This is a genomic window from Allocellulophaga tsushimaensis (assembly GCF_055383085.1).
This window is the reverse complement of the sequence record NZ_AP039451.1, coordinates 3,897,908-3,916,965: the sequence shown is the minus strand read 5'-3', so window position 1 is coordinate 3,916,965 and position 19,058 is coordinate 3,897,908. Positions and strand designations below refer to the sequence as shown.

Sequence of the window (19,058 nt, the reverse complement as noted above, 5' to 3'; positions counted from 1 at the left end):
CATTTTTGGACGATTTTATAATTTAATTATTTACCATTCTCATGGTGGCACAGGCAAATATGGCTGCTGTTTCGGTTCGTAACCTGTTTGTCCCTAAAGATATGGGTTCATAGCCTTTATTTAAAGCCATATCAATTTCAGAACTACTAAAATCTCCTTCAGGGCCAATAAGTATAGTAGCGTTTTTACCTGGGCTTAGCTGCTTCTTTAAATCTTTCTTTTCTTCATCTTCACAATGCGCAATAAATAATTGCTCCTCAGGATTATTTTTATCTAACAATTCTTTAAAAGAAAGTGGTGCATTTAATATAGGAAGGTGGTATTGTAATGATTGTTTCATGGCAGACTGTATTACTTTGTATAACCGATCTAGCTTTACAATTTTTCTTTCGGAATGATCGCAAATAATTGGTGTAATCTCTGAAACACCAATTTCAGTAGCTTTTTCTAAAAACCACTCATACCTGTCGTTCATTTTAGTTGGCGCTACGGCCAGATGTAAAAGCGGTTTTTGTTGTGTATGTTCTTTTATGTTAAGAACTTCTACAGTACACTTACGAGTGTCCGGAATTAGAATTTTTGTTTCTAAAACAAGGCCTTTTCCATTGGTAACATATAAAATATCACCTACTTTTTTACGAAGCACTTTTACAATATGCCTACTCTCATCCGCCGGAAAAGTGTACTTTTCTGTATTATGGTTTAGATCAGCACTGTAAAAAAGTTGCATATTTTAAGAGTTAATTACGTAACGCGCTTTGGCAGTTATACTTTGGTTTGTAAAAAGTTGCTCTTTATATTTTAGATAACCAACTATACCAATCATAGCTGCATTGTCTGTACAGTATTCAAATTTTGGAATATAGGTTTTCCACCCTAAACTGGTTTCAGCATCTTGAAGTGCTTTTCTAATCCCAGAGTTTGCAGAAACACCTCCACCAATTGCGATTCTCTTAATTCCAGTCTTTTTCACTGCTTTTTGTAGTTTAGACATTAAAATAGTTACAATTGTATGCTGTATGGAGGCACAAATATCATTTCTGTTTTCTATTAAGAAATTTGGATTTTTTTGCGTTTCTCTTTGTATAAAATATAGGATACTTGTTTTTAAACCACTAAAACTAAAATTTAAGTCACCTACTTTAGGTTTAGGAAAAGGAAAAGCATGTGGGTTTCCTAAAGCCGCATATTTGTCAATTAGCGGTCCGCCTGGGTATGGTAAACCTAATATTTTAGCACTTTTATCAAAAGCTTCTCCAACAGCATCATCTAGCGTTTGCCCTAGAATTTGCATCTTAAAGTAATCTTTAACAAGTACTATTTGGGTGTGCCCGCCACTTATGGTCATGGCTAGAAATGGAAAATCTGGTGTTTCCATACTTTCTTCTTCAATAAAATGAGCCAAAATATGAGCCTCCATGTGGTTTACTTCAATTAAAGGAATATGCAAACCAAGGGCTAAAGACTTTGCAAAAGAGGTACCAACTAATAAAGAACCCATAAGTCCAGGTCCACGCGTAAAAGCTATGGCGGATAACTGTTTTTTATCGATATTTGCCTTTGTTAATGCTTGGTGTACAACAGGAACAATATTTTGTTGATGTGCTCTTGAGGCAAGTTCAGGGACAACCCCCCCGTATTCCTCATGAATTTTTTGTGTAGCCACAACATTACTGAGCCTTTTTCTATTGCATAAAATAGCAGCAGAAGTGTCGTCACAAGAAGATTCTATAGCCAGAATATAACTATTTTTGCTATCCATTAGTATTTGGAATAAAAATTGAAGGTACAAAGGTAAAACATAAAAGCCCTATCAGAAAACTTAGAAAAATATTGTTTAGAACGTTTTTAGTAGTAGTACTATTATGCGTTTTCGCAACCTTAATTTTCTCGCTTCCCATTGTACAAACTAGCCTTGCTAACTATGCTACAGATAGTATTAATGAAAAGTATGGCACTAACATAAAAGTTGATAAAGTAAAAATTTCACTCATCACTTGGGATACCTCTTTACAAGAAATTTACGTAGAAGATTATAAAAAGGACACACTCTTTTATATAAAAAGCCTAACGACCTCCCTAATTGATATTAGAAATATAAGTGGAAAACGAATAGAATTAGGCGATGCAAAAATAGATGAACTCCATTTTAAACTAAAAACATACAAAGGAGAAAAAGAACCTAATATTAATGTCTTTGTTGATAAACTTTCTGGTGGAGAAAGAACAGGAGCTCCTTTTTTATTAACGTGCTCTGGTATTACGGTAAAAGATAGTAAGTTTAAACTAATAGATGAGAATTATGAAAATAGCAAACGTTTGCTATTTACTAATTTGAATATTGATTCTGAAGATTTTCAGGTTTTAGGTCCAGACGTAACCGCTAGAATAGAAGCACTTTCTTTTAAAAGCAGTAGAGGTTTGATGGTTGAGAAACTAGCAACAAATTTTAAATATACCAAAACTCAAATGAATTTTGATAAACTCCAAATAAAGACGCCTAAGTCTAAATTGTTTGGAGATGTAAAAATGAATTATGATAGAAGTGATTTTTTAGATTTTGTTAATAAGGTAAAGTTTTCTGGAGCATTTGAAGAATCTACCATTGCTTTTGATGAAATAAACCTATTGTACAATCAGTTTGGAAAAGGGAAAGAAGTTACTTTTTCATCTACAATTGATGGTCCTTTAAATAATTTAGATGTTTCTAAATTATTTCTTTTTTCGGATAATACAGGAATCCGAGGAGATTTTAATTTTAAAAACCTTTTTACCTCTAGTAAGCCTTTTGTAATGGAGGCTAATATGAAAAATGTAACAAGCAGTTACTACGAGTTACGTAGCTTGTTGCCTAATATATTAGGGAAAACCTTACCCTCATCTTTTCAAAAATTTGGACAATTTACGATTAGAGGAACTTCTACAGTTACAGAGAATACTATAGATGCTAAAGTAAACATAAACACAGCTGTAGGTAGCAGCTATTCAGATATTGCACTTTCTAATATTAAAGATATCGATAATGCATCTTACAAAGGTTTTATCTCTTTAATAGATTTTGATTTAGGAACTCTTACTAATGATAAAAATTTAGGAAAAACTACCTTAGATTTTAATGTAGAAGGGCAAGGTTTTTTAGCAAAAACATTAAATACAGAAGTAATAGGAGAGGTCTACAATATTAATTTTAATAACTATAATTACAAAAACTTAAAAGTTTCAGGAGTATTAAAAGAACAATTGTTTGATGGTCTTTTAGTCTCTAATGACGAGAATTTTAAAATTGACTTTAAAGGATTAGCAGATTTTTCTTCAGAAGAAAATAACTTTAATTTTATTGCTTCTGTTGATTATGCTGACTTTAAAAAATTAAATTTTATTAAAGATAGCATCTCTATATTTAAAGGAGAAGTTAATATGGATATTACGGGTAATACACTTGATAATATCGTTGGGGATATTAAATTTTTTAAAACAGTGTATCAAAATAAAAATGATACCTATTATTTTGATGATTTTAAAGTATCATCAACTTTTGAAAACGATTCTATTCGTCTTATCGATATTAATTCTCCAGATATTATTACGGGGTATATAAAAGGAAATTTTAAAGTTGCTGAGCTTATAAAATTAGGAGCCAATTCTGTAGGTAGCATTTATACCAATTACAAACCATATGATATATCTAAAGGGCAACGCTTTGCTTTTAATTTTAAAATATATAATAAAATTGTAGATGTTTTTTATCCAGAAGTAAAGTTTGGTCCAAATACTTTCATAAGAGGTAATATTATTGCAGATCAAGGCGATTTTAAACTTACGTTTAAATCTCCGCAAATAGAAGCTTTTGGAAATGCTTTAGATAGTATTGATATTAAGATAGATAATAAAAACCCATTATTTAATACCTATATTTCTGTTGCCGACGTTGCTACTAATTATTATGATGTTCAAGACTTTAAATTAATTAATACAACTTTAAAAGACACTTTGTTTTTTAGAACAGAATTTAATGGAGGGAAAACATTTAATGATAAATTTAACCTTAATTTTTATCACACCTTTAATAAAGATAATAAGTCAGTTATAGGTTTAAAGACATCAGATGTTAGTTTTAAAGGCAATAAGTGGATCATCAACAAATCGGGTAAGAAAAATAAAGTTATCATAAATAAAACATTAGATAGCATTACTATAGAGGAGATTGTAATGAATAATGGTTTAAATGAACAAATAATGCTTAAAGGGCAAATAGCAGATTCTACTTATAAAGATTTAAAATTAGATTTTAATTTTGTTTCATTAGATAAAATTACACCATCAATTGATAGCCTTAAATTAGATGGTAAAGTAAATGGGAAGCTTTATATAAATCAAAGAAATAGTGTATATAGACCATCAACTAACTTAGATGTTAAAAACTTTTCAGTTAATAAAATACCTTTAGGAGATTTAATTATTGATGCAATTGGGAATAAAGATTTAACGAACCTAAGTATCAATTCAAGATTAACAAAAGATGGTGTAAACGCCTTTAATCTTATTGGTAATTTAGATATTAAAGATAAAGTTCCTAATGCTGATTTAATTGCTAGTTTTGATCGGCTAAATCTTGCACCTTTTAAACCTCTTGGAGAACCTGTTTTATCTAATATCCGTGGTTTTGTTAGTGGAGATGCTCAAATAAAAGGAGGACTAAATAATCCTGATATATCAGGAATTTTAAGTTTAAATGATGCTGGTATCGGTATTCCATATCTTAATGTAGATTATAACTTAGGACCAAACTCTACAGTAATGCTATATAATCAAGTATTTGATTTTCAAAATGTTGCTGTAACTGATGTTACAGAAAATACAAATGCAACTGTAGATGGTATTATAAAACATCAATTTTTTAAAGATTGGACATTAAATCTAAATGTAGATACCAATGACGATCGACTTTTGATTTTGAATACGCCCTACAAAGAAGATGCCTTATATTATGGGACAGGATTTTTAAATGGCTCTGGTAAAATATATGGACCAACAAAAGCACTTAATGTAGAAGTGAATGGAGAAACTGCAAGAGGTACTTCGTTAAAGATACCCATTAGTGATGTTGCAACAGTAGGGGATTACTCTTTTATAAATTTCATAGATAAAAATACGGTTTCTAGTTTTGAACAACAAAGAGAAATAGAGACATATGAAGGTTTAGAATTGGCTTTTGATTTAGATATCACGCCAGATGCTGAAGTTGAAGTCATTGTAGATCAAAAAACAAAGAGTGCTTTAAAAGGCACTGGAAAAGGGCTTTTATTAATGGAAATTAATACCAATGATAAATTTATCATGGAAGGTACTTTTGTTGTGGTTACCGGAGAATATAGATTTAAAAAAGCTGGTATTATTGACAAAACATTTACTGTTGTACCTGGAGGCACTATAAATTGGGAGGGCGACCCCTATAAAGCTAAGTTAGCAATGGAAGCAGTTTATTCTTTAAATGCAAACCCAGCACCATTATTAGATAACTCTGGATACACAAAAAAAATACCGACTAATGTAATTATAAAATTATCAGAATCCTTAGAGCAACCCACAATAGATTTTGATATTGCTTTTCCGAGTGTAAGTTCTGTTATAAAATCTCAATTAGAATATCGTCTTCAGGATCCTACCGTTGAAGATAATAACGCTTTCTTTTTATTAGCACAAGGAACTTTTGTAGATGAGGCAAATGGAGGATTAAACCAACAAGCCTTAACTGGTAATTTATTTCAGTCGGCTGGAAATTTATTGACCAATGTATTTGGAGGAGACAACGATAAATTAGATTTCGATTTAACTTACGATCAAGCGGATTTAAGCCCTACAGGGGACCAAGGTGAAAGTGAATTAGGTTTTAATTTTGCAAGTAGACTAGGAGATAGGTGGCTTTTAAATGGTAGGTTTGGTATCCCAGTAGGAGGGGGTAATAGTGTAAGCCAAACTGCTGTGGGTGGAGATTTTGAATTGCAATACCTTATTAATGAAGAAGGATCGTTTAGTATGCGTTTTTTTAATAGAGAAAATGAAATTCAACAATTTTTTGGAGACAATCAAGGGTATACTCAAGGGGTAGGTCTTTCTTATCAAGTAGATTTTGATAATTTTGAAGAATTAAAGAGACGACTTTTCGCCAGAAAACCTAAAAAAACTCCAGTTGTTAAAAAAGATACGATATCAGAAATAGAAGATCCTTTAGACAATCCCATAAATTTTATTCCTAAAACTAAGCAGAAAAAATAGGCACATAGCCTAAATGGTTTCTGTTTTTATCATTTTTTTTGTTGTATTTGTAACGAAAACGTTATAAATGTATTTTGTACATTAATAAAGCTTGTTTCTATGTATTCTTAATCCGAAAAGTTTATTAATTTTACATCTTACAAACTTTGATGAGTACAGAAATAAAAAAAATAGGTGTTTATACTTCTGGTGGAGATTCACCTGGGATGAATGCGGCAATTCGATCAGTTGTGCGTACTTGCGCATATTTAAAGATAGAATGTGTTGGTATTTACAGAGGATACCAAGGGATGATAGAGGGCGATTTTAAACCAATGGATGCCCGTAGCGTAAACAATATTATCAATAAAGGAGGTACAATACTAAAATCTGCGAGATGTACCGAGTTTCAAACCAAAGAAGGCAGGCAGAAAGCTTACGATCAATTAAAAACTGAAGGCATAACCGGTTTGGTTGTTATAGGTGGTGATGGTAGTTTCACTGGGGCATTGATTTTTAATAAAGAATTTGATATCCCTATTATAGGAATTCCGGGTACAATTGATAATGATATTTTTGGTACAACTTATACTTTAGGTTTTGATACCGCTTTAAATACAGTAGTAGATGTAATAGATAAAATTAGAGATACTGCTAGTTCTCATAACAGACTCTTTTTTGTTGAGGTAATGGGTAGAGATGTAGGGCACATTGCTCTAAATGCTGGAGTAGGAGCAGGTGCCGAAGAAATTTTAATACCAGAAGAAAACTTAGGTTTAGAACGCCTGTTAGAATCCTTAAAAAGAAGTAAAAAATCTGGAAAATCTTCTAGTATAGTTGTTGTAGCCGAAGGCGATAAAACAGGAGATAATGTTTTTAAACTGGCTGAATATGTTGAAGAACATTTGCCGATATACGATGTTCGTGTATCCGTATTAGGGCATATGCAAAGAGGTGGAGCGCCATCATGTTTTGATAGAGTTTTGGCAAGTAGAATGGGGGTGAAAGCGGTAGAAGCTTTATTAGAAGGAAAAACAAGTTTAATGGTGGGTATTCAGGATAATAAAATAACACTTACTCCAATAAGTAAGGCTATAAAAGGACATACAAAAATAGATAGGGAACTCATGAGAGTTTCTGATATAATGACTGTATAATTTTAATAAATTAAATAAATAAAGAAGAAAAAATGTCAAATTTAAAAATAGGAATTAACGGATTCGGTAGAATTGGAAGACTAGTTTTTAGAAGTAGTGTAAAAAGAGGTGATGTAGATGTTGTTGCCATTAATGATTTATTGGATGTTGAACACCTAGCATACTTACTTAAATATGATTCTGTTCACGGAAAATTTGACGGAACTGTAGAAGTTAAGGATGGCCACTTAGTAGTAAATGGAAAAACAGTTCGTATTACTGCAGAGAGAGATCCTAAAAATATTAAATGGGATGCCGTTGGTGCTGATATTGTTGCAGAATGTACAGGAATCTTTACCACTTTAGATTCGGCACAATATCATATTGATGGTGGAGCAAAAAAAGTAGTAATATCGGCTCCTTCTAAAGATGCTCCAATGTTTGTAATGGGCGTAAATCATACAGAAGTAGAAGCGTCAAATACTATTGTTTCTAATGCATCTTGTACAACAAATTGTTTAGCACCTTTAGCTAAAGTATTAAATGATAATTTTGGAATAGAAGAGGCCTTAATGACAACAGTACATGCTACAACAGCAACTCAGATGACAGTTGATGGTCCTTCTAGAAAAGACTGGAGAGGTGGTAGAAGTGCAATGTTAAATATTATTCCTGCTTCTACTGGTGCAGCTGTTGCGGTTACAAAAGTAATCCCAGCTTTAAAAGGGAAATTAACAGGGATGGCTTTTAGAGTACCAACAGCTGATGTATCTGTAGTGGATTTAACAGTGAAAACATCAAAAGAAACTTCTTTAGATGAAATTAAGAAAGTATTTAAAGCGGCTTCTGAAGGTGAATTAAAAGGAATTTTAGGATACACAGAAGAAAGTGTGGTATCACAAGATTTTATTGGTGATCCTAGAACAAGTATTTTTGATGCAGGAGCTTGTATTGAGTTAAATGCAGGATTTTTTAAATTAATATCTTGGTATGATAATGAAGCTGGTTTTTCTAATAAAATGTTAGATTTAATTCAGCACGTTTCTAGCTTATAAAAGCTTAAATAAATAACATATCCTGAAAGTGAATATACCATTTACTTTCAGGATTATTTTTTTACTTTTTCAAAATATGATTCTAATAGTAGATAGTGGAGCAACAAAATCTGATTGGATTGCTCTAGATAGTAAAGGAGAACAATTATTTATGACACAAACTTTAGGTTTAAGCCCTGAAGTATTAACGCGTGAAGTTATTGAAGATCGTTTAGCTAACAACTTTGAGCTTTCGCAATGTAAAGAAAAAGTAACAGATCTTCATTTTTATGGTGCTGGTTGTGGAACAGATAAAATGCGAAGCTTTTTAAAAAGTATTTTTGCTTCTTATTTTCCAAATGCAAAAGCAGAAGTAAAAGAAGATACTTATGCTGCTATTTATGCAACAACAGCAATAGGAGATCAAAGTATTGTAAGTATATTAGGTACAGGATCTAATTGCAGTTATTATGACGGGCATCAGCTATTTCAAAAAGTAACCTCTTTAGGATATATACCTATGGATGATGGCAGTGGTAATTTTTTTGGTAGAAAATTAATTCGCGATTATTATTTTCACAAAATGCCACAAGATTTAGGAATTAAATTTGCTAAAGAATACAACTTAGAGGCAGATGTAATTAAAGAAAATTTATATAAACAACCAAACCCCAATACTTACTTAGCAACTTTTGCACGTTTTATTGTAGAAAATAAAGAACATCCTTATTGTAAAGCAGTAATAGATAAAGGTTTCCAACAATTTATTAATAACTATATCATGCAATTTGAGTTGGCTACAAAAGTACCTGTTAGTTTTGTTGGTAGTATAGCATATTATTTAAGAGATGAGCTTACGGCTGCATTAAAACGTAATGATTTGGTTGTGGGAGCAATAAAACAAAGGCCTATAGATGGTTTAGTAGAGTTTCATAAAAAAACCATGTAATAAGTATTGTTATTTGAAACTAAAAAATAATTTTGACTACTGACTACTGACTACTGACTACTGACTACTGACTACTGACTACTGACTACTGACTACTGACTACTGACTACTGACTACTATTTATTTTACAGCAATCATAGAAATTTCAACATTTACAAATTTAGGTAGGTTTGCTACTTCAACAGTTTCCCTAGCTGGAGCAGTTTCAGCATTAAAGTAAGAACCATAAATCTCATTTATTTTTGCAAACTGATTCATATCTTTTACAAAAATTGATGATTTAACAACATTTTCAAAAGTCATCTTGGCTTCTGTTAAGATGGCTTTTAAATTTTCCATAGATTGTTTGGTTTCTGTTTGAATATCGCCTTGAACTAGTTCTCCTGTTTTTGGATCTATTGGTATTTGTCCAGAAATATACAATGTATTTCCTGTTAAAACAGCTTGGTTGTATGGCCCTATAGGAGCAGGGGCATTAACAGTATTTATTATTTTTTTCATAGCTATAAAGTTAGCATATTTCATAAAAGATCTACATTGTTTTGATTATTTTTCTTTCTGAAAATACTCACACATTTATGTTAAATAAAAAAGACTGCCCATTAAGAGCAGTCTTTTTACAAAGTATATATAATTATTAGTGGTTTCTTATTGGACAATTAATTTGTGTGTTTTTTGTACTCCATCAGCAGAAACGCTAACCAAGTATATTCCACTCGATAATTTAGTTGTGTTAATACTAGTAGAATTGCTTTGTAAAACTAAAGCGCCATTTAAGTTGTATACATTAACATTTACTTTATCTGCTGCAGTATCAAGATAAGTAGTACTACCAGCTTTTACAGGGTTAGGATATAAACTTACTTCCGATGGATTACTAGTATTAGTGAGTTCATCTAAAGAAAGAAATGATACCGTAGCTGCAACTCCCGCTTGGCCTAGTCCAGTATACGTAAATATTTCCCAATCGCCACGTGCTCTTACACTAGTATTTAATACTGGTGTTCCGTTGGAGTTTTGAGGAACTTGAACATATTGGCCGCCTGGCGTTTTTAAGGCAAAACGTCTCGTACCTGGTAAAACTTCCCATATAAATCTTGTATTGTTATTGTTTTTATTTGTAGCATTAGCGGTTAAATTTCCAGTACCATTATGTTGTAGGTATTTTGTGCCACCTTGTTGCACGCTTAGAGCAACTCCTCCATTTGGATGTGCCTCAACGCTAAAACGTTCCCATCTCTTCCATGCCTGTGTTGGTGGACTCGTCTGATTAGATGATTTTACAAGACCTCCATCATCAAAACGAGTAGATACATATCCTAAGACTGGCTTGCCAGCTCTATTAACCCAACTAGCTTGTACAGGTATAATACCAATTAATTGTCCTATTGGAGCATTAGAAGTGGTTGGAGGGATTGGATTAGGATTTGGAGAAGTAGCTCCCACTTCTCCCCAATCAAATAACTCCCAACTTAAGGGCTGTGGTGCTAACGAGGTTACGGAAGGATTATTTTGATTATGAGGGGCTATCACCCATGCATCTAATTCATAACTTCGTAGAGATACTTTATTAGCACCCCTATCTTTCCAATGAAATTTTTCCCATTGCTGTCTGTTATTCGATGTCGCAATTATGGGTTGCGTTTCATTAGTACCAGTGATTCTTAAATATCTTCCTGTTGCAACAGACTTTAATACCACTCCATTATTTGCTGGATGCGCTTCTACAGTAAAATGTGTTTTTGTAGCATTACTATTCGTTGCGACAGCCTTTAAAACATTCCCAGATTCTACAGATAAGTATTTACCAGGTCCACCAGCTTGCTTTAACCATATTGTTTTTCCAATTGGAGCATTGTTAATACCATTTCCATAGTCTGAGCTTAATGGTGTAAATTCTGGTTGTCCTGGTTTTTTTCTCCAAAACCTTACCCATTGTACCTCAAAACTTGCAAGAGGTGTAACAGCATTGGCATTAGCTAAGGGGTTATCTTGTTGATAAGCAACACCGCCACTACAACATATATTATATCTTGTTCCTCTTAAATGTGGCGAAGAACTTAAAATAATTCTAGTAGGGGCTGGATCTACAGCAGCATTCTGCGGTTGTTTTGATCTGTAGTATTCAACACCATCATAAAAGAAAACAATTTTATCTCTGGCCCATAATACTCCCCATGTATGCTCTTCAAATGCATTTCGTTGAACTACAGAATAATCTCGTGTAGTGGTATTAGACCTTCCTTCTACTGCTCTTTTTTGCGTATAATGATGAGAAGAAGTTGCTCTACGTAAATGATTTTGAAAAGCAAAACCACTATATTCCATAACATCTATCTCGGTAGGGTTATTCTCATTAGCATTCCACATCCAAAAAGTTGGCCATACCTTGCCATTATTTGGTCCGTTTATTCTTAATCTTGCCTCATAATAACCGTATTTTTGATTAGAAGCTATAGGACTAGATTGTAACCATCCTCCTTTAGATGTAGTACCATCCCAAGAATTAGAGATGGTCAATTTACCACCTGAAACATTTACTTGACTTCTTAAAAAGCCTTCATTGGTTGTGTTTTTTACTTCCCATTTATTTAACCCACCATTAAATTCATCAGAATATCTCGTGTCTAATTGCCAATTATTTTGATTACCTGGGGGTTGAGCGAAAACGTTTGCGCTAAAAAATAGAGCTATTAAAAATAAAATAGGATAAGTAGTTTTTTTCATGATTTTGGGTTTTGAAAATTACTGTAATTGAAGTATGTATGTTAATTTTTTAACAATATTAACATTAAATTATGAAATAATGTTTTAAAAAAATACTTTTTCGATAAAGTGTATATGTTTAATTTATACTATTCTTAATTTCTTAAAAAAAAAAGTATCTTAAATTTTCTAATTGATAAGATGTTTTTTTGAATACGTTATGTTACATGACGTAGTGAGAAAATAAAATATTTAAACCTGAATAAAAATTAAAATAAATGGGTGATAGTCACTATTCTTTTTAATCCAGTAAGGTTAAGTAATAATAGTGATAAGCAATTAATTGTAGTGTTATAGCACATTAACGTTGTTGAGGACTTCTTCTGCTTTGTTTGTCCCATTTTAAATCTTTTAATAAGGAAGACGATATTCCTATAAAAAAGTTCCAGCGTTCTAATGTACCAAATGGGGTCCAAGCAAAACGTAGATTAAAACTTTCTAAATTTCTTTCAAAACGAAGTTGTGTAACAGAAAACCCTTTGTTTACAAAATCATAACCAGAAGATCCCCCAATTTTCCATTTAGGGGTTAAGGCTATATTTCCAGAAAATTGCATGGTATGATTGCTAATATCATTTTGCCTATTAGAATTAGAATAACCAATTACATAGGCAACACGTAAATCCCACGAAATAGGATTAGAGTAGAATTCGTTGTTTACTTCTTCCTCATCAATATTAGGGTTATTACGTCCATTTATAAAATCAGCATCACCAAATAGATCATCATTTCTACCGCCACTTGAAGCTGCATAATCATAATCTAGGTTATCATCTTCTTCCTCTTCTTCCTCTCCTTTTCCTTTTTTCTTAAAATCCTTATTAGAAATGGAATAGCTAATATTAGACCTAGCGTTGGTTAGCCTAAATAAGCTACCACCATTTTCTCTATTAAAGGTATTTATTCTGGTACCATTATTATCAATAGCGTAGGGATCTAAAGTAGCACTGAAATTAATAGACATTTTATTTTTTAAAATGCTTGTATTTCCATTTAAGCGAATTGGGGCTAATTTTAAAGAATCTGCGTTAAAGTTATAACTACTACTAATATTAAGGTTTTTTAATATAGATACTTTCTTAGGTTCCGTAGCGGTAGAATCTTTAGAACGTACTTTGGCTTCTAATGTATTTGCCAAAGAAAAACTTAAAGAATTAGATCTGGATAAGCTAGGTACTCCATTTAAAGTTCCTTGGAACCTTGTGAATTGTGATATTTCCCCATCTCTGTCAAGTACAGGTAAACCTGTTTCAAAATCTAATAAATCTTCGTAAAATTGGTCAAAAGCTGGGGTGTATCCATAACTTATAGATGGACGTACAACATGGCGTAAAGCTTGTATTTTTTTATCCTCTCCAAAATTAAAAGTACCGTAAATATTGGTGGTAAGACTTGTACTAAAATTATACCTGTTAAATCGATCAAAGCCATTAACAGTATCTCTAACAATTTCTCTATTTCCATTATCCAATAATCTAGATGATTGCGAAAACGTATTTCCTGTCCAAATATCTTCATAATTACCTCCCATAGTAATGCTAAAAAATTTGGCTAATTTAAAATTGGTGTTAATGGGGATTCGATGTCTTGCACCAAGTCTAGCATTATCAAACATTCTAGTGGTTAAAAAGTTTTCCTCAGTAGTTTGTATTTGGTTTTGAGCATTTACATCATACTGAAAATTTATATTTTCAATAATTCCTTTTTTGGTACCTTCTCTTTTTGCAAAAGGATATATACGTTCTACACTTCCTTGTAATGTAGGCAAAGTTAAATCAACCGTTTGTGTTCTTGTATTTTGCCTATGACTCGCTGTTAAACTGACATTAACCGAAGGATAATTTGGAAATGTTTTTGAATAAGATACAGAAGATTGAAAAGTGTTATTCTGACTGTTTGAAATATCTCTTTGTTGAAATGAATTTGTAAAAAAATCACTACTTCCTAAGTTTACAGAAGCTGAAAATCTTGAATTTGGACTAGATTTAGGATCTTGAGAATGACTCCATTGAATATTATAACTTTGAAACTCATTAAAATCATCAAAACCTTTTTGACTGGTAATTAAATTTTGATATTGAAGATTAAAACTACCTCTAAATTTATAGCGTTTGGTGTAAATAGACCTAGAATTTAAGCCCCAACTACCATTTGTAAAAAGGTCTCCGGTTATTTCTAGATCCGCATATTCACTAAGTGGAAAATAATAACCACCATTTTGTATAAAATAACCCCTATCTGGTGTGTTACCAAAAGTTGGGAAAATAAGCCCTCCTGTTCTACCAGAGCTTAATGGAAAAAAGGCAAGTGGCGTAAATATTGGAGTAGGGACATCAGAAATATATAGTTGTATAGGTCCTGAGATTACTTTTTCTCCTGGCACTAATTTTCCTTTTCTCCCATATAAGTAATAGTCTGGATTAACAGTATCTTTAGCAGTAGTTAACTTAAAGCGATCTAAAAAGTATACAGAGTCATTTTGCTTTTTAGTAATATCTGCATATACTTTCATAGCATCACTACCTAAAGCTCCTAAACCAGCCTGTTGTTCTGTTCTAGAATTCCAAATTAATGCTTTTTGAGTGTCAAAATTAAAACGGATAGAATCTGGATTTACCACCTGATCTGCTTGCTTAAAATTAGGAATTTGGGAGTAATTGCCTAATGAATCTTTAATTCTACCAGCATAAACCTCATTAGTTAAATAATCTAAAATAATAATGCCTGCTTTTAATTCTGTATCTTGGTAATATACTTCAGCCTCATTATACATATAAATTTTATGTTCCTTTTTACTCAGCCTTACATAATCTTTGGCTTTATATTTGATTACATCTAATAAAAGAGGCTTTTTTTTAGGTAAAGTATCAGTGGCAGAAGAATCTATTTGTGTGCTGTCTTTAATTGCTAAGAAGGAAAAGTCTTTAGGAGCAGAAATAGAATCTTGGATAGGATTAATTGTTATTTTTTTAGTAGGTATTGGGGTAAGAGGATCTCTTTGACTGTATATAGAAGTAACACTACTAAAAAGTAGTATGATAAGAAGTAAATAATGTTTATTTGATTGCAATGCTTTAAATCCTATTTTTGTAATGGTTTTTGGTTCTCCTGATTACTTAAGAATTAGAGTTCAAACATACATATATTTTTTGTTCTGTCGGTTCGACATTACAATAAATTTAACCTTATTTCTATATAAAAATGAACATTAGACACCTTGATAAAAAATATTTGCGCATTTTATCTTTGCTATGTGTAATTTTTCTTTTGACGTCTTTTGACGGTAAAACAAAGGAAAAACAACAAGAAGCACCTTTTATTGTGGTTTTAGATGCTGGACATGGAGGGCACGACCCTGGAAATTTAGGAAATGGATATTTAGAAAAAAATATTGCACTAGGTATTGTGTTAAAAGTAGGAGCAATATTAGAAAAGGAACCAAATATAAAAGTAATCTACACAAGAAACGATGATACTTTTGTTGATTTATACAAGCGGGGAGAGATTGCAAACAAAGCAAATGCTAATTTATTTGTTTCAGTACACTGTGACTCTCATACATCTGAGGCACATGGGGCAGGAACTTTTGTGTTAGGGCTACACGCCAATAAACAAAATTTCGAAATTGCTAAGAAAGAAAACTCAGCTATTTATTTAGAAGATAATTACCAATCTAGGTATGCGGAATACGATATCAATTCTCCAGAATCTGTAATCGGTCTGACTATAATGCAAGAAGAATTTTTAGATCAAAGTATTCTTTTAGCTAAAATGATGCAAGATAATTTTACAGGTAGCTTAAAAAGAAAGGATAGAAAAGTAAAACAAGCAGGTTTTATTGTATTACACCAAACTTTTATGCCCAGTGTTTTAGTAGAAACAGGATTTTTAACCTACAAGCCAGAAGGAGCGTATTTAAATTCTACTAAAGGGCAATCGCAAATGGGAAATGCAATAGCAAAAGCCATTATAAATTATAAAACAAGTTTAAATAAAGTAAGCACAGTAGAAGATACTTTTACAGAAACAACTTCAGTAGAGGAAATAGAGGAGGAAAATGAAGAAAAAAAGGAAACAAAAAAAGAAACCGTAATTATTGTTGCGGAAGCCCCTATAGAGAATGAGCCTATAAAGACGCCAGAAAAAGAACTTCTTAAAAATGATATTCCAGAGAAAAAAGATATTTCTAAACAAGTTGTAGAAAAGCAAGTAGAAGAAAAACAAGTTGAAAAAAACAGTATTGCAAAAGAAGCTGTAAAAAAGGATATTGTCATAAAAGAGGTAAGCCCTAAAGAAACAGAAACAGCAGAAGAAATTATATTTAAAATTCAAATTTTCGCAAGTTCTAAAGACCTTACATTAGATAAGTCTAATTATAAAGGACTCTATGACATTTCTAAAGAATCACACAACACCTTATTTCGCTATATGTTTGGAAAAACAAAATCATATGATTATGCAAAAACGCTTAAAGAAAATGCAGTAATTAAAGGATATAAAGATGCCTATATCGTAGCCTATAAAGCCGGAAAACGAATTGCTGTTAAAGAAGCTTTAAAGTACCTTTCTGAATAATATAGCTAGTCTTCAAAAAATTATTTCTAATTTTGTTTAGAACGTAAAATTCATCCTTTTGAAAATATCCAGGGAAATTAAAACAGGAATTATTGTTATAGGTGGTATTCTGTTATTTATAATGGGCTTTAGTTATTTAAAGTCTACCTCAATTCTAGATAGCAATAAAACTTTTTATGCAGTATACGATAATATAGGAGGCCTGCAAACAGGAACGCCAGTATCTATTAACGGTTTTAATATTGGTAAAGTAAATGATATCGGGTTCAAAGATAGTTCTGGGAAATTACTAGTTACTTTTTCTGTAGATAGTGATTTTGAATTTTCTAAAAACAGCAAAGCAATTTTGTTTGATACTGGAATAATTGGAGGAAAAGGAATCCAAATTAAACCGGTTTTTGATGAAGCTAGTACAGCTAAATCTGGTGATACTTTAGTAACCAATATTAAACCAGGACTTACTGATTTAGTACAACAAAACTTAGCACCATTACAAACAAAAATTGAAGGAGCAGTTACTAATGCTGATTCGTTATTGATTAATTTTAATCAAATATTAGATGTAAAAACTAAAGCCGATTTTAAAGAGAGCATTAGTGATTTAAAAGATCTTATTAAAACTTTTCAAATTACTGCAACTTCTATGAATGGCTTCTTAGTAGATAATAAAGAACAGCTAGATAATTCCGTAAAAAATATCAATACAATGACAACTAATTTTTCTAAACTATCAGATTCTTTAGCCAATGCAGGTCTAACTAAAACCATAAAGAATTTAGAATCAACCATTATTAATCTAGATAAAATGTTAGCTCAGATGAATAAAGGAGAAGGGTCTTTAGGAAAATTAATGACAGATGAAGAACTCTATACAAATCTTACCAATTCTAGCAAGCAGCTAGATTTATTATTACAAGATTTTCGTTTAAACCCTAAACGATATGTAAATGTATCTGTTTTTGGAAAAAAGCAAAAAGAGTACGAATTACCTGAAAATGATCCTGCCAAACAAACTGAAAATTAAAGTATGGACTATCTTCCCAATATTATATTTGCTATTATCCTTATTGCTGGAGTTGGCTATTTTGCCAATAATGTAAAAAAACTATTTCGTAATATAAAGCTAGGAAAAGATATAGTCGTTAATGATAACAAATCACAACGATGGAAAAACATGGCAAAAATAGCTTTGGGGCAAACCAAAATGGTTGCACGTCCTATAGCTGGTTTTCTTCATATTATCGTATACATTGGTTTTATTATCATTAATATCGAAGTATTAGAAATTGTAATAGATGGTCTTTTTGGTACACATCGCATTGGGTTAAATGTTTTACCTGAATCTGTATATGGATTCTTAATAGGTTCTTTTGAAATTTTAGCAGTACTTGTTTTAGTTGCCGTATTTGCCTTTTGGATCAGGAGAAATATAATAAAATTAAAACGTTTTTTAAGTCCAGAAATGAAAGGTTGGCCCAAGAATGACGGGAATATTATTTTATATTTTGAAGTGGTTTTAATGTGCCTCTTTTTAGTAATGAATGCTACCGATACTACTTTTCAAAACTTAAATTCAGGAAATGTAATAAGTCAGTTTGTAGCTCCGCTATTTAATGGAGTATCAGAAAGTAGTTTACATATCATAGAACGCGGCGCATGGTGGGCTCATATTATTGGAATTCTAATCTTTTTAAATTATTTATATTTTTCAAAGCACCTTCATATTCTTTTGGCTTTCCCTAATACCTATTATGGAAAATTGAAACCGCAAGGTCAGTTTAAAAATTCTGAAGCAGTTACTAAAGAGGTGATGTTAATGATGGATCCGTCTGCTGATCCATATGCAGCACCAGCTGAAGATGCACCAGAACCTGAAAAATTTGGGGCTTCTGATGTAACAGATTTGAATTGGGTACAACTCTTAAATGCATATACTTGTACAGAATGTGGCCGTTGTACTAGTGAATGCCCTGCTAACCAAACAGGTAAAAAACTATCACCTAGAAAAATTATGATGGATACCAGGGATAGACTGGTTGAAGTAGGAAAAAATATTGATGCAAATAAAGGAACTTTTGTTCCAGACAATAAACAATTATTAGGCGATTATATTAGTCATGAAGAATTATGGGCATGTACTTCATGTAATGCCTGTGTGCAAGCTTGTCCTATAAGTATAGATCCACTTTCTATTATTATGGAAATGAGGCAATACTTAGTGATGGAAGAATCAGCCGCGCCATCAGACTTAAATAATATGATGGGTAATATAGAAAATAATGGCGCTCCATGGCCTTTTAATCAACAAGATAGACTTAACTGGGCTAACGAATCATAAAAATA

At 31.9% G+C, this 19,058-nt stretch carries 12 protein-coding genes; 7 read left to right on the top strand and 5 right to left on the bottom strand.

Going from position 1 to position 19,058, the window contains the following annotated elements; genetic code table 11:
* Positions 1 to 22: 22 nt before the first annotated feature.
* Both ACZ451_RS16780 and tsaD read right to left on the bottom strand, forming a co-directional pair.
* The gene (locus ACZ451_RS16780) at positions 23 to 730 is read right to left on the bottom strand and encodes a 16S rRNA (uracil(1498)-N(3))-methyltransferase (RefSeq protein WP_464214507.1); all 708 of its coding nucleotides are present in this window, start codon (positions 728 to 730) and stop codon (positions 23 to 25) included.
* Between the two features lie 3 nt (positions 731 to 733).
* A complete protein-coding gene (tsaD, locus tag ACZ451_RS16775) occupies positions 734 to 1,762 on the bottom strand; it encodes a tRNA (adenosine(37)-N6)-threonylcarbamoyltransferase complex transferase subunit TsaD (protein WP_464214505.1) in 1,029 nt (342 codons plus the stop codon).
* Between the two features lie 71 nt (positions 1,763 to 1,833).
* Here tsaD and ACZ451_RS16770 point away from each other — a divergent pair, with 71 nt between their 5' ends.
* From ACZ451_RS16770 to ACZ451_RS16755, 4 genes are all read left to right on the top strand, one after another.
* The gene (locus ACZ451_RS16770) at positions 1,834 to 6,276 is read left to right on the top strand and encodes a translocation/assembly module TamB domain-containing protein (RefSeq protein ID WP_464214503.1); all 4,443 of its coding nucleotides are present in this window, start codon (positions 1,834 to 1,836) and stop codon (positions 6,274 to 6,276) included.
* A gap of 149 nt (positions 6,277 to 6,425) precedes the next feature.
* Complete coding sequence (pfkA, locus tag ACZ451_RS16765) at positions 6,426 to 7,412, top strand: 6-phosphofructokinase (protein WP_464214501.1); 987 nt, start codon at positions 6,426 to 6,428, stop codon at positions 7,410 to 7,412.
* Positions 7,413 to 7,444: 32 nt separating this feature from the next.
* On the top strand, positions 7,445 to 8,446 hold the full coding sequence (gene gap, locus ACZ451_RS16760; protein WP_464214499.1) for a type I glyceraldehyde-3-phosphate dehydrogenase: 1,002 nt from the start codon (positions 7,445 to 7,447) through the stop codon (positions 8,444 to 8,446).
* A 76-nt stretch (positions 8,447 to 8,522) separates the two neighbouring features.
* The gene (locus tag ACZ451_RS16755) at positions 8,523 to 9,374 is read left to right on the top strand and encodes an N-acetylglucosamine kinase (RefSeq protein WP_464214497.1); all 852 of its coding nucleotides are present in this window, start codon (positions 8,523 to 8,525) and stop codon (positions 9,372 to 9,374) included.
* 120 nt (positions 9,375 to 9,494) lie between these two features.
* Here the strand turns inward: ACZ451_RS16755 and ACZ451_RS16750 are convergent, their stop codons facing one another.
* The 3 genes from ACZ451_RS16750 to ACZ451_RS16740 all read right to left on the bottom strand — a co-directional run bounded on the left by ACZ451_RS16750 (position 9,495) and on the right by ACZ451_RS16740 (position 15,210).
* Positions 9,495 to 9,875: a RidA family protein gene (locus ACZ451_RS16750; protein WP_464214495.1), complete on the bottom strand. Its 381-nt coding sequence runs from the start codon at positions 9,873 to 9,875 to the stop codon at positions 9,495 to 9,497.
* A 147-nt stretch (positions 9,876 to 10,022) separates the two neighbouring features.
* Positions 10,023 to 12,101, bottom strand: a complete 2,079-nt coding sequence (locus ACZ451_RS16745) for a T9SS type A sorting domain-containing protein (RefSeq protein WP_464214493.1) — start codon at positions 12,099 to 12,101, stop codon at positions 10,023 to 10,025.
* A 340-nt stretch (positions 12,102 to 12,441) separates the two neighbouring features.
* Positions 12,442 to 15,210: a putative LPS assembly protein LptD gene (locus ACZ451_RS16740; protein WP_464214491.1), complete on the bottom strand. Its 2,769-nt coding sequence runs from the start codon at positions 15,208 to 15,210 to the stop codon at positions 12,442 to 12,444.
* Between the two features lie 131 nt (positions 15,211 to 15,341).
* On the opposite strand from ACZ451_RS16740, the gene ACZ451_RS16735 reads away from it, so the two are divergent.
* From ACZ451_RS16735 to ACZ451_RS16725, 3 genes are read left to right on the top strand one after another with little or no spacing between them, the layout of a single operon-like run.
* Positions 15,342 to 16,715 carry an N-acetylmuramoyl-L-alanine amidase family protein gene (locus ACZ451_RS16735; RefSeq protein ID WP_464214489.1) on the top strand — a complete coding sequence of 458 codons (1,374 nt, stop codon included), beginning with the start codon at positions 15,342 to 15,344 and terminating at the stop codon, positions 16,713 to 16,715.
* 58 nt (positions 16,716 to 16,773) lie between these two features.
* On the top strand, positions 16,774 to 17,739 hold the full coding sequence (locus tag ACZ451_RS16730) for an MlaD family protein (RefSeq protein ID WP_464214487.1): 966 nt from the start codon (positions 16,774 to 16,776) through the stop codon (positions 17,737 to 17,739).
* 3 nt (positions 17,740 to 17,742) lie between these two features.
* Positions 17,743 to 19,053 (top strand): 4Fe-4S dicluster domain-containing protein, encoded by a 1,311-nt coding sequence (locus tag ACZ451_RS16725; protein ID WP_464214485.1) that lies wholly within the window; start codon positions 17,743 to 17,745, stop codon positions 19,051 to 19,053.
* Positions 19,054 to 19,058: the final 5 nt, after the last annotated feature.